The organism is Arthrobacter sp. zg-Y916 (assembly GCF_020907385.1).
Lineage (GTDB): Bacteria > Actinomycetota > Actinomycetes > Actinomycetales > Micrococcaceae > Arthrobacter_B > Arthrobacter_B caoxuetaonis.
In genome coordinates this window covers 123,499-136,248 of sequence record NZ_JAJJOD010000006.1, presented here as the reverse complement: position 1 = coordinate 136,248, position 12,750 = coordinate 123,499, and the positions used below count along the sequence as shown (strand labels likewise).

Here is a 12,750-nt window from a genome sequence, read left to right as displayed (position 1 = left end):
TCCGGATCGCTCGTTTTTCGCGCCCCTCAGCAGGCGGAACCCTGCGTTTGCCGCGCCCTCAACTGCGGATTGCGCAGATGTTGCGGGCGCCTTGCGGGGCCCTTGAGTATTGTCGCAATCATTTTGGCAACCCTGTGCCGGGACCGCCGGGTTTCTTGAGAAACGGATAGCAGATTAGGGCTGTCGGCGGGAACAGCTCCTGCTGCGGAATCAACTTTTAGGGGATACAGAATGAACAAGATGGCTAAAGGCGCACTGGCAACCGGCGTAGGCGTGGCACTGATGCTCGGCGGCGGCGGAACCCTGGCGATCTGGAACGACACCGAGACGGCCAGCGTTGGCTCCATCGCTGCGGGCCAGCTGGAGATCAAGCGTGTCGATAACGGTGTCTGGAAGAACAGCTCCAACCAGGTAATCGACCTCGCAAACTACAAGGTCGTTCCGGGCGAGACGCTGTCCTTCGTGCAGAACGTTGATCTCACCTTGGTGGGCGACAAGATCGAGGCAACTCTTACCCCTACCTACATCGGTGGCATGGACGGTCTCTCACCCCACCTGGACTACACCTACAAGGTCAGCCAGAACGGTGCAGAAATCCGCACCAACGCCCTCACACAGGCCAACGACGGCATCGCGACGGTAGAGGCGACCGTCACCTTCAAGAAGGATTCGGACAACACCACCCAGCTGAAGACACAGGACCTGACCAAGATCCAGTACGTCCTGCAGCAGGTCGTCCGCTAGTCACCGCTGGCCCTTGTTTATTCCGGCTGTGCGCGGCATCGAAGCCGCGCACAGCACCCCCACCGGACCCTACCTCCTGGAAAGCAGACCATGGCTAAGAAGACAGCACTGAAGGCAACTGGACTCGTGTCCGGTGCCGTGCTGCTGGGCCTGCTGACCGTACAGGGAACCTACGCCTTGTGGAACGCCGCGGTTCAGGCGACCTCTGGAAGCTTCCAAGCCGCGTCATTCAATGTCGAGATGGACGGCGGCAGCGGGTCCGTCATGATGGCCCAGCCTGACGGCAGTCAGGGCACCGTGGCGCTGGCCACCACGAACTTCGGCATCGTCGATGCCGGCACATCGGTCTATGCCGGAGTGCGGCTCACCAACCACACTGACGCCGGCGGCCAGTTCACCCTCCGTGCCTCGGCCGGACCCGTGGACACCGGCAGCCTCGGCGGCCTGCTGGCCGTCCAGCAGCGTGCCGTCGCCGGGGCGGACCTCAGCGCCTGCAATAACCCCGCACTGTATGCCGGGACGGCAGCCGGCCCGGTTGAGATCCCCAAGCACGGCTCCGGCGTTCTCTGCTTCCAGGCCAGCCTTGCGGCGACCGTCAGCGCCGAGGGACAGGTGTCCACCATCTCCATCCCGCTCACCGTCGAACAACTCGTCGAACACAAAGGATAGTGACGTCCATGTCATCTGGTCGCAGCAACAACTCTCAGGCGCTCCGTGCACTGAAGTTCACCGGTTCGGCCCTCAGCCTCGTGGCAATGTGCGTTACCGCACTGGCAGCGCTGGTGCTGATCATCGTTCCGCTGCTGACCGGGTCGCAGACGTACTCCGTGCTGACGAATTCGATGGCGCCCAAGTATGCTCCGGGCACGTTCCTTGTCGTGAAACCGACACCGGCTGACGCGCTGCAGGTTGGCGACGTCATCACCTACCAGATCGAGTCCGGGGATCCCACGGTCATCACGCACCGGATCATTGGTGTTGGTGCAGGCCAGAGCGGCGAACGCGTCTTCACGACCCAGGGCGACAACAACGACCTCGCCGATGAGTCCCCGGTCCAGGAAGTCCAGATCCGGGGCAAGCTCTCCTACGCCGTGCCGTACGTGGGCTTCATCGCGAACGGCCTGGGAAACAGCGACCGCGGTGCCATCGCCCAGTGGGCGGCGGTTGGCCTGCTGGGTTACGGAATCGTGCTCCTGGTCCGCGGCGGGCTGGAGAAGAAGCGCAAGGGGACCGAGCCCGATATGGACGCCATGCTGCTGGACCTGCCTCCTCGCAGCGATGCGCCGGCGCAGGGTAGGAACAGCGCCCTTCCGCGCATGCACGACGACGACGCATCCCTCCTGGGCGACGATCCGATTCTGCACGACTGCGACCACTGTGACCACGAAATCTCAGCCCGCCGCGCAGCCGGTGCCGTGAGTGTGGCTGTCTGATGCACCCTTCCGTCCGGCCCACAGCGTCTTGGGGCGCGAGGACCGGCCTGGCGGCTCTGGCAGGGGGGCTGCTGGCCGCTGCTTCCCTTGCCGGCGCGCCTTCCGCGCAGGCAGCCGATGATTATTTGCAGGTCAGCCTGGATGGCAACTCCTTTGGAACATCCGTGAGGGGCGCTGTCTTCCCCGAGGGCGTACGCCTGGTACCGGGCGAGGGAAGCACTGCCTCCGTCTGGATCCGGAATGCCGGACCCGAGGCAGCGTTCCTCAGTGTTGGAGCCATCAGCCGGGACATGGACTCCGAACTTTCGGGCCATTTGTCCCTGGCCGCGACCCTTGCGTCCATCAACGCCGGCGCCGGAGGGCTTGGTCCCGCCGGAACGTGCACCGACCTTGACCTGGGAGCGGGTATCCCTGCCGGTACCGACCGGAGGCTGGACCTGGCTGCGGGGCTCGCCCTCGCGGCACCGAACTCCACGATGAACAAACGGGGTTCCTTCGATCTCGTGTTCCTGCTCGACGCAGCAGGGGAGGGGAACCGGTCAGCCTGCGACGGCGTCACAGGGGGAGTCCGTCCCGTCCAGCTTCCCCAGACCGGGGGGACGCCCGGCTCATCGCCGGCCGCTCCCACGGCTGGAGCAGAAACGCTGATGGTCCAGGGAACTCCGGCAGCCGCAAACGCGCCCGGATTCGCCGGTCCTGCACTGCAGGCAGCACCTGCCGGTTTGCCTGCCCGGCCCGCTGCACAGCCCGCTGCCACCGATGTACCGGCGGACGTGGAACCGGCGTCGTTCATTGAGAGCACTGTCGAGCCAATCATCCGCACGTGGCAGGGCACGCTCATGGCGCTTTTGGCCGTAGGCTTCTTTGCAGCTGCTGCTGCCCGGACGCGCATCAGCCGGAAGCCGGCTTCAGCTTGAATAAGGGATCCATGGACACGAACGACGACGCCCAGCAGCACCGCCGCGGCACTCTGAAGCGGTTGGCTGGCCTGCCGGGTTTCCGCACTGCCGCTGCCGCGTTTGTCCTGACTGTTGCGCTGGGCCTCGGTGGTCCGGCCGCCTATGCCTGGTGGAGCCAGCAGGGCACGGCAACGATCACGGTGACGGCGGGAAAGCCCACCGCACCGCCGGTGACGACTCCGGCACCTTCGCCGACGCCCACCGCACCGGTTCCGACGCCGACGCCCACCGCACCGGTTCCAACGACGCCGCCGGTAACGGCTCCTGCGTCTCCGGTTGTTCCCACGGCCCTCACCTGCGCCAGGAATCCCGGCGTGGGTGGCTCAAACGGCGGGCGCGATACCACCGTCTCCTGGTCTGCTGCCGGAGCGCCGGCGGGAACAGCCACGATCATCGACATCATGCTCGTCAGCAAGAACGGCAAGTCCGTGTCCGGCACGCTGAGCTACGCAGTGCCCGGGTCATCCGGAACGGTTGCCCTGGCGGCACTTCCCGGCATCGAGCCTTTCCTTGCCGACGCGCACGGCAAGAACTCCAAGTTCAGCGTTGCCGTGCGCAACGCGTGGCTCAGCACGGCGATCTCGGCCCCCGTTGTCCTCGGCGGCCCGGTGACTGTCGTGGGAACGCCGTCCGCTGCCCTGGCAAAACACGGCTTCCAGTACAAGGAAAACGGCGACTGGTTCAACTGCCCCAACGGGGTCCAGTGACCGGCCGGGAAACCCCCTAGCCTCTGGGGTTGTCTTTGCCCTCGAAAACGTCCGGGATCCCGTTGTCGTCCGCATCGACGCGCTCCGCCTTTTCCAGCTCGGCGTAGTAGCGGTTGCGGATGGTCAGCAGGATGGAGGCCAGTACAGCGGCCAGCACGGAGGCAGCCAGGATGGCTACTTTGGCGTTGTCGTTGTGGGCCGAACCCACCTCGAAGCTGAGGTCGTTGACGAGCAGGGACACGGTGAAACCAATGCCTGCCAGCAGACCGATGCCGGTCAGGTCCACCCATTTCACCGACTGATCCAAGGTGGCCTTCGTGACGGAGGTCAGCACCCAGGTGGTCAGCAGGACGCCGATCGGTTTGCCGATCACCAGCGCCGCCATGATGCCAAGGGCCACCGGGTCCATGAGGGCACGGCTCAGGCCCTCAAACCCGCCAATCGCAACGCCGGCGGAGAAGAACGCGAAGACCGGGACAGCGAGGCCGGTGGAGATCGGGCGGAAACGGTGTTCGAAGATTTCCGCCAGTCCGGGCTTGTCTTCGTTTGGCGGGAGTGGCTTGCCGTCTGCAGCGCGGCGCAGCACCGGAACGGTGAAGCCAAGCAGGACACCGGCCACCGTTGCGTGCACTCCGGAAGCGTGCATCAAGATCCAGGCGGCAACGGCCAGCGGAGCCAGGATCACCCAGAAGGGCCAGCGCCGGGCGCCAAAGAACCGCGGTTCGCGCTGCACCAGGAGCGCGAAGGCCGCCAGCGGAATCAGCATCAGGCCCAGCATCGCCAGGTTCACGTCTTCAGAGTAGAAAAACGCAATGATGGTGATGGCGATCAGGTCATCCACCACCGCGAGGGTAAGCAGGAAGATGCGCAGCGCGGTGGGCAGATGCGAACTAATGACAGCCAGGACCGCCAGTGCGAAGGCAATGTCGGTCGCCGTCGGGATGGCCCAGCCGCGCAGGCCGTCCGAACCCGCGAACACGTTCACGCCAACGTAAATCAGCGCCGGAACAACCACCCCGCCAAAGGCCGCTGCCACCGGGACGATTGCCTTGCTCAGCTGCCGCAAATCGCCGGCGACGAATTCCTTCTTGAGCTCCAGGCCCACCAGGAAAAAGAAGATTGCCAGCAGCCCGTCAGCTGCCCAGGCGCCGACACTCAGCTCCAGATGCCAGGGTTCGTATCCGAAGGTAAAGTCCCGCAGGGCGAAGTAGCCCTCCGACGCCGGTGAGTTGGCCCAGATCAGGGCGGCCACAGTCGCGATCAGCAGCAGGACACCGCCGACGGTTTCCTTGCGCAGGATTTCTCCGATACGCAGATGCTCCCGGTAACTGTTCCGTCCGAAGAAGACGGGGGACGCGCCGGACGGTTCGGGGTTGGGCTCGCGTGAGGCCATGAAGGCTCCTAACAGTAAGTGGGTACGGCAGAATCACTGCCGACCAGACTTCCCGGCTCACCTACCGTCAAGCCTACCGGTCCTGTGCCCCTTCAGGGGCACCGGCTAGCCAGCCAGGGCCCGGACCCCGATGACGGCGGTGGCGATTCCGAAAATCATCGCCGTCGTGATCATCATCAGGTTCGTGGTCATAAAACGGGTAGGGGCGCCGTTGGCGTCCCGTGCCTGCGGGTCCTTCAGGACGCGGCGGAGGAAGGGCAACCAGGCGATGACCGACCAGAGGCCGGCAGCAATCAGGACAAACGCCAGGGGCGCAGTGAGTGTCACGGGGTGTTCTCCTTAAGAACCGCTGGGCGGGCCTAGCTGTTTTCGATCCATTTGCCGGCCTGGGCTGCCTGGATGGTCAGCGCCTTGCCGATCATGGGTTCAGCAGCCTTGGCGATCTTGTCGCCCAGGAAGGGGATGGAGGAGCTGACAGTGCCCTCAACGTCCGTGCGGGTGCCTTCGGCGACGACGACAAGCCGCTGTACCGCGCTCACCTTCAGCGGCACGCCGCCAACGGAGAGATCGATAGTGGCCGTCCGGGAGCCGTCCGGGGCCGGGGCTTCCCAGTTTTCCTTCTGCGTGACGGTCAGTGAGCTTCCGACCAGCTTCTTCGCGACGTCCGGCAGCCGGTCTGTCGGGATGGACCGCACAGCGGTGAGCGTGAAGGGACCGGAGATGTCGCCGTCGACCTCCAGTGACACCAGGGAACCGCCGACATGCTCGCTGAGGCTCCGGATGAATCCTTCGTCCGTGTAGGTCTTCGTCAGCGTTGCGGCGTCGTAAGGAAGGGTAGTGGAAGCAGACAGGGCCATGTGGGTCCTCCGATAGGGAATGTGCGGAAGGCCTGGCACATGGTGCCGGACCCGCCCAACATCCTAGTCGGTGAACCGGAGCTGTCCCCAACTCGCGTTAGCGGGTGAGGGGCTCAGGGAATCCTCACACACCCGACAACTGACTGGTTCGCGTCATGCAGAACGATGGAATCACCCGAAGCCATGTCAGGTACCAGGAAGGGGACGGATACCGAGGCTTCGGCTGATCCGTCGGGTTCGGTGGTGAAATCAAGGACCAGATTCGAATTGGGGTTGTCCCCGCTGCCCTGATTGACGAATTCCGGACCGATGTCTCCGGGGCTTTCCGTGCACACACCCTCATGGAGAATGCCCGTGTAGGACGCACCGGAGGCGAAGCCCTGCACCTGCATGTCCACGGTGGTGTCCATATCCGTCTCCCGGATCGTCAGTTCCACTTCCGCTCCCTCCGGGATCAGCGCGTCGGTGTCCGGCGTCGCATACGCGGTCGCTATGGCGTTTTCACACCAAGGACCGAATGCGCCTTCGATGACGCCCCCTTCAAGGGCGGTTGGAGAAGAGCCGGGACACCGCTCAGCAGACACTGTCCGGCCCGGGCCTGCCGCCTGGCACGAGGCCGACGTCGCTTCGGGTCCGGTTTCGCAGTCGCTGCTGACCCCGGTTTCGGATGCCGGGGACGACGCAGCGTTGTTCGCGGTGTCCTCCTCGTTTCCATCATTGGAACAGGCAGTGAAGAACAGGGATGCAGTGATCAGCGCGATGAGCACTGACAAGGTTCTGCGTCCCGCGGCGTGTCCCGGGTTGTGTTTCATGGGGCGGCCTCCGATGAGCTGTGGACTAAGCGTTGCGGTGTTGCCGTGCCCTTCAAGCGTTACAGCAGGTGCCGCAGAAGACCACACCCGCCCTCGTCAGAGGGGGAACCTAGCCGAAAACCCCGGATTTGAGAAGGCCCCCCGCCGTTATTGGGCATAGTTCCAAAGTGGTCTGTTAGGAGTCCGAAGTATTCCCATAACATCGCGGCACGGCTTGTGTCCCGGGGGCGGCGCACTCAAAGCCATCCATTCACTCGCACTCTTAGGGGAACGATGAAACTTAGTAAATCCATGCGCGGGGCAGCTCTCGCGGCAACGATTGTCCTCACGGTGTCGGCAGGAGCGCCGGCATTTGCTGCCGAGGTCAATTCAGGGGGTAAGGGCAGCTCGCAGCAGGGGCCGGGCCAGGGCAAGGGGCCGGGCCAGGGCAACGGGCCGGGCCAGGGCAAACCGGGAAACCCCGGTAAGCCCGACAAGCCGGGAAACCCGGGAAATCCAGGTAAGCCTGACAAGCCCGGCAAGCCGGATAAGCCAGGGAAGCCGGGCCCGGGAAATCCAGGCAAGCCGGATAAGCCCGGCAAGCCGGGGAACCCGGGGAAGAGCGATTCCGCGAAACTTCGCGACAAGGTGAGCCTGAAGGGCCTGATGGGACACCTCGAGGCGTTCCAGGCAGCAGCGGATGCCAATGGCGGCAATCGTGCGGCGGGCACTCCGGGCTACGAGGCCGGCGCCCGGTACGTGGAGTCGCAGCTGCGCAAGGCAGGTTACGAGCCGTTCCGCCAGCCGTTCACCTATGAACAGTTCATCCTCAGCAGCGAGACCCTGGAGCAGGTGTCACCGGAAGCCCTCACCTACACCGCAGGGACTGACTACACCACCATGAGCTACTCCGGGCCCGGGGACGTCACTGCGGAAGTGACAGCGGTAGACATCAACCTCACGGGAGACCGCGCCAACACCTCCGGCTGCGAGCCGGAGGACTTCGCGGACTTCACGGCAGGGAACATCGCGCTCATGCAGCGTGGAACCTGTCCCTTCTCGGACAAGGTTGCCAATGCGGCGGCAGCCGGAGCCTCGGCTGCAATCGTCTTCAACCAGGGTGTGATTCCCACAGAGGACCGCACCGGCCTGGTCAACGGAACGCTGGGCGGCGTGACGTCGGCGATTCCTGCCGTCGGCACCACCTATGCGCTTGGCGAGGCGCTCGCCGCCACTGCGGGTGCAACGGTGCATCTGGCCGTGGACTCGACAGTCCAGCAAACGGAAACCTTCAACGTCATTGCGGACACGCCCAAGGGCGATCCGACCCGGCAGGTAGTTGTGGGCGCCCACCTGGACTCAGTGCAGGAGGGTGCGGGCATCAATGACAACGGCAGTGGTTCCGCCGCCATCCTGGAAACCGCGATCCAGCTCGGCAAGACTGGCAAATTCAAGCTCGAGAACCAGGTGCGGTTCGCATTCTGGGGGGCTGAGGAAGACGGCCTGGTGGGATCGACCGAGTACGTTGCCCAGCTCAGCGAAACGGAACTGGCCAACACCATGCTCAACCTGAATTTCGACATGGTGGGCTCGGTTAACGGCGGCCGGTTCGTCTACGACGGCGACGGGGATGCGTTCGGTATGACTGGTCCTCCCGGATCGGACGTGATTGAGGGTGTCTTCGAGGAGTACTTCGCCGGACAGGGCCAGGCATCGGCTCCGACGGAGTTCAGCGGCCGTTCGGATTACCAGGCGTTTATCCTCAACCAGATTCCGGCCGGCGGCCTGTTCACCGGCGCAGAGGGCGTCAAGACCGAAGAGGAAGCAGCTCTCTTCGGCGGCACTGCGGGTGTCTCCTACGACCCCTGCTACCACAACACCTGTGACGATCTGAGCAACATCGATAAGAAGCTCTTCCACGAGATGTCTGACGCGGTTGCCCACTCCGTGCTGACCTTCGCCCAGACGGATGCGGACATCCGGGGCGGTGCCGGGGTTGCCTCCGCCCGCGCCCTGCCCGCTGCGCCTGAGTACCGGGGTCACGAGGCACTGCGCTAGCAGCTCCTCTTCCCGCACCATCAGAAGGCCGTCCGCAGGAAACTGCGGGCGGCCTTCTGCGCTGTCCGCCCTCAGCTGTAAGCCCGGTGCCGGCTGCCGGGCAGCGGGTAGGCTGGAATTACCGACCCGGGGTTGATTGCCAGCTTCGGGTTCTTGCGTTGCCTGCCCTGAAGGAGATACCCCCGTAATGAGCCTGAACGGACTGCGCGCTGCCCTGGCCGAGGACCCGTCCTACGCCCGCCTTCGGGCGCACTCCGCGCGTCCGCCGGCGCAGCGCAGCCAGGACCTGGAGATCGGTGCACCGCAGGGAATGCGGGCCGCGCTGCTGGCCGAGATGGTGGATGGTCTGGCGGAGACATCGAACGACGGCGGCGGCAAGCCTCCGGTGGTGCTGGCCGTTACTGCCACCGGGCGGGAAGCCGAAGACCTTGCCGCAGCCCTGCGCAGCTACCTGCCGCTGGCCGGTATAGAGGAGTTCCCCAGCTGGGAAACCCTGCCGCACGAACGGCTTTCGCCCCGCTCGGACACCGTGGGGCGCAGGCTTTCAGTCCTGCGCCGGCTCGCCCATCCCGGCAATGACCCGGTCCAGATCGTGGTGGCACCGGTCCGCGCGGTCGTGCAGCCCCTGGTCAAAGGACTCGGGGACCTGGAACCGGTCTCCCTGGCGGTAGGGGATGAGCGCCCGTTCGATTCCGTGGTCAAGGCGCTCGCGGACGCCGCCTATGCCCGCGTGGACATGGTCTCCCACCGCGGCGAGTTCGCCGTGCGCGGCGGCATCCTGGACGTTTTCCCGCCCACTGATGACCACCCCATCAGGATCGACTTCTTCGGCGACGAAGTGGACTCCATGCGCTGGTTCGCCGTCGCCGACCAGCGCACCCTCACCGGTGAGCACGTCGTCCACCCCAAGGAGCTCTACGCCCCGCCCTGCCGTGAACTGCTGATCACTCCGGCGGTCATGAGCCGGGCAGCGAAGCTGAAGGACCAGATGCCCGCCGCAGCGGACATGCTGGAGAAGCTTGCCGGCGGGATCGCCGTGGAAGGCATGGAATCCCTCGCACCGGTGCTGGTGGACGAAATGGTGCCGCTGATGGGGCAGCTGCCGGCCGGCTCCATCTCCGTGGTCATCGAGCCGGAGAAGGTCCGCGCCCGCGCCCACGACCTCGAATCCACCAACGAAGAGTTCCTCGCCGCGGCCTGGGCCACAGCGTCCGACGGCGGTGCGGCGCCGGTCGATCTCTCCGCCGGGCTCAGCGCAGACCTGGAAGCTGCGAGCTTCCGTTCCCTGACGGACACCCGTTCCGCGGCCCTGGCCAACGACGTCGCGTGGTGGGCCATCACCTCCTTCAATCCGGACGATGAAACCGTCCTGGACATCGACACCTTGACCATCAACGCCCGTGAACCGCGCGGCTACAAGGGCGACGTCGCGGAGATGATGGAGTTCATCGGCTCCCGGGTCCGGGACCAGTGGCGCGTCGTCGTCGTGACCGAAGGGCCCGGCCCGGCAGCCCGGCTGGCTGAGCTGTTCCACGACAATGACATCCCGGCCACCCGGGTGGAGTCCCTGGACTCCGAACCACAGCCGGGCATCATCGAGATCACCACGGCCAGCGCCGGGCGCGGCTTCGTGTTCGACAACCTCAAGACCGGCCTGCTCACGGAAGCGGACCTCCTGGGCCGAGCCAGTGCCAACTCGACCCGCGACATGCGCAAGATGCCCTCACGGCGGCGCAACGCCGTCGACCCCCTGCAACTGCAGGAAGGCGACTACGTGGTGCACGAACAGCACGGTGTCGGGCGGTTCGTGGAACTGCTCCAACGTGCCACCGGTGCCGGCACGAACAAGACTGTCCGGGAGTACCTTGTCCTGGAATACGCCCCGGCCAAGCGCGGTGCGCCGGGGGACCGGCTGTTCGTACCGACCGACCAGCTGGACCAGATCACCCGGTACGTGGGCGGTGAGACTCCGGTGCTGTCCAAGATGGGCGGCTCGGACTGGGCCAAGACCAAGTCCAAGGCCCGCAAGGCGGTCAAGGAGATCGCCGGAGAGCTGATCCGGCTCTACTCCGCACGCATGGCCTCCCGCGGTCACGCCTTTGCCCCGGACACCCCCTGGCAGCGCGAACTCGAAGAAGCGTTCCCCTATGTTGAGACCCCGGACCAGCTGACCACCATCAATGAGGTCAAAGCGGACATGGAACGCGAGATTCCCATGGACCGGCTGGTCTCCGGTGACGTCGGCTACGGCAAGACCGAGATTGCGGTGCGGGCCGCGTTCAAGGCGGTGCAGGACGGCAAGCAGGTGGCGGTCCTGGTGCCGACGACCCTGCTGGCCCAGCAGCATATGGAAACCTTCTCCGAACGCTTCTCCGGATTCCCGGTCCGCGTCGCTGCGCTCTCGCGCTTCCAGACCGCCAAGCAGGCGAAGGAAGTCATTGAAGGCGTGCTGAACGGGTCGGTGGACGTGATCATCGGAACCCACCGCCTGCTCTCCCAGGAAGTCCAGTTCAAGGACCTGGGCCTGGTGATCGTGGATGAAGAGCAGCGCTTCGGCGTCGAACACAAGGAAGCGCTCAAGAAGCTGCGCACCAACGTGGACGTGCTGGCCATGAGCGCCACCCCGATTCCGCGAACCCTGGAAATGTCGCTGACCGGCATCCGGGAAACGTCCACGCTGGCCACCCCGCCGGAAGAGCGGCACCCGGTGCTGACCTACGTTGGCCCGTACACGGACAAGCAGGCATCCGCGGCGATCCGGCGCGAGCTGATGCGCGAGGGGCAGGTGTTCTTCGTCCACAACCGGGTCTCCTCGATCGACCGGACCGCCGCGCACCTGCAGGAGCTGGTCCCGGAGGCGCGGATCGCCGTCGCGCACGGCCAGATGAGCGAATCGAAGCTCGAGCAGATCATCGTGGACTTCTGGGAGAAGCGGTTCGACGTGCTGGTGTGCACCACCATCATCGAAACCGGGCTGGACATCTCCAACGCCAACACCCTGATTGTGGACCGGGCCGACCACTTTGGCCTGTCCCAGCTGCACCAGCTGCGCGGCCGTGTGGGCCGCGGACGGGAACGTGCCTACGCGTACTTCCTCTACCCGTCCGAGAAGCCGCTGGGCGAGGTGGCCCTGGAACGGCTGAAGGCGGTCGCTGCTCATAACGAGCTCGGCGCCGGCATGCAGCTGGCGATGAAGGACCTGGAGATCCGCGGTGCGGGCAACCTGCTCGGCGGTGAACAGTCCGGCCACATCGCCGGGGTCGGTTTCGACCTGTACATCCGGCTGGTCGGGGAAGCCGTTGCGGACTACCGCGGAGAGGCGGAGGAGAAGGCAGCGGAAATGAAGATCGAGCTCCCGGTCAACGCACATCTGCCGCACGACTACGTACCGGGGGAGCGGCTGCGGCTGGAGGCCTACCGGAAGCTGGCCTCAGCGCTGACGAACGAGGCGATCGACGAGGTCCTCGCCGAACTGGTGGACCGTTACGGTGAGCCGCCGCAGGAAGTGAAGAACCTGATCGACGTCGCCCGGTTCCGGGTGGATGCCCGCGAGGCCGGACTGACCGACGTCGCGCTGCAGGGCAACTTCATCCGGTTCTCGCCCGGGGGACTGCCCGAATCCCGGGTCATGCGCCTGCAGCGGATGTATCCGGGATCCCAGGTGAAGCCGGCGCTGAACTCGATCCTCATTCCCAAGCCGAAGACCGCGAAGATCGGCGGCCGGGACCTGCAGGATGCCGAGGTGCTGCAGTGGGCGCACCAAGTGCTGGACGCGATCTTCAAGGAGTAGCCGGCGTAGGGTCGGGGG

At 65.3% G+C, this 12,750-nt stretch carries 11 protein-coding genes; 7 read left to right on the top strand and 4 right to left on the bottom strand.

What is annotated here, in order from left to right; genetic code table 11:
* The first annotated feature begins 240 nt into the window (after positions 1-240).
* The 5 genes from LOC59_RS10770 (at position 241) to LOC59_RS10750 (ending at position 3,843) form a co-directional block, all read left to right on the top strand.
* Positions 241-744, top strand: coding sequence for an alternate-type signal peptide domain-containing protein (locus LOC59_RS10770; RefSeq protein ID WP_227916469.1), 504 nt, complete (start codon positions 241-243; stop codon positions 742-744).
* Between the two features lie 90 nt (positions 745-834).
* Positions 835-1,413, top strand: coding sequence for a SipW-dependent-type signal peptide-containing protein (locus LOC59_RS10765; RefSeq protein WP_229971902.1), 579 nt, complete (start codon positions 835-837; stop codon positions 1,411-1,413).
* 8 nt (positions 1,414-1,421) lie between these two features.
* The gene (locus LOC59_RS10760) at positions 1,422-2,177 is read left to right on the top strand and encodes a signal peptidase I (protein WP_229971900.1); all 756 of its coding nucleotides are present in this window, start codon (positions 1,422-1,424) and stop codon (positions 2,175-2,177) included.
* A complete protein-coding gene (locus tag LOC59_RS10755) occupies positions 2,177-3,094 on the top strand; it encodes a hypothetical protein (protein ID WP_229971898.1) in 918 nt (305 codons plus the stop codon). The genes LOC59_RS10760 and LOC59_RS10755 overlap by 1 nt, the downstream gene beginning before the upstream one ends.
* Before the next feature lie 11 nt (positions 3,095-3,105).
* Positions 3,106-3,843 (top strand): hypothetical protein, encoded by a 738-nt coding sequence (locus tag LOC59_RS10750; RefSeq protein ID WP_229971897.1) that lies wholly within the window; start codon positions 3,106-3,108, stop codon positions 3,841-3,843.
* 16 nt (positions 3,844-3,859) lie between these two features.
* On the opposite strand, the gene nhaA is transcribed toward LOC59_RS10750, so the two are convergent.
* The 4 genes from nhaA to LOC59_RS10730 form a co-directional block, all read right to left on the bottom strand.
* On the bottom strand, positions 3,860-5,236 hold the full coding sequence (gene nhaA / locus LOC59_RS10745; protein ID WP_229971895.1) for a Na+/H+ antiporter NhaA: 1,377 nt from the start codon (positions 5,234-5,236) through the stop codon (positions 3,860-3,862).
* A 105-nt stretch (positions 5,237-5,341) separates the two neighbouring features.
* A complete protein-coding gene (locus tag LOC59_RS10740; protein ID WP_227895022.1) occupies positions 5,342-5,563 on the bottom strand; it encodes an SCO4848 family membrane protein in 222 nt (73 codons plus the stop codon).
* A 32-nt stretch (positions 5,564-5,595) separates the two neighbouring features.
* Positions 5,596-6,093 (bottom strand): DUF2505 domain-containing protein, encoded by a 498-nt coding sequence (locus LOC59_RS10735; protein WP_227895021.1) that lies wholly within the window; start codon positions 6,091-6,093, stop codon positions 5,596-5,598.
* 113 nt (positions 6,094-6,206) lie between these two features.
* A complete protein-coding gene (locus LOC59_RS10730) occupies positions 6,207-6,905 on the bottom strand; it encodes a hypothetical protein (RefSeq protein ID WP_227916471.1) in 699 nt (232 codons plus the stop codon).
* A gap of 273 nt (positions 6,906-7,178) precedes the next feature.
* Between LOC59_RS10730 and LOC59_RS10725 the strand changes: the two genes are divergently transcribed.
* Together LOC59_RS10725 and mfd are read left to right on the top strand one after the other, a co-directional pair.
* Complete coding sequence (locus LOC59_RS10725; RefSeq protein WP_229971893.1) at positions 7,179-8,942, top strand: M28 family peptidase; 1,764 nt, start codon at positions 7,179-7,181, stop codon at positions 8,940-8,942.
* A gap of 187 nt (positions 8,943-9,129) precedes the next feature.
* The gene (mfd, locus tag LOC59_RS10720; RefSeq protein ID WP_229971891.1) at positions 9,130-12,732 is read left to right on the top strand and encodes a transcription-repair coupling factor; all 3,603 of its coding nucleotides are present in this window, start codon (positions 9,130-9,132) and stop codon (positions 12,730-12,732) included.
* The last annotated feature ends 18 nt before the right edge of the window (positions 12,733-12,750 follow it).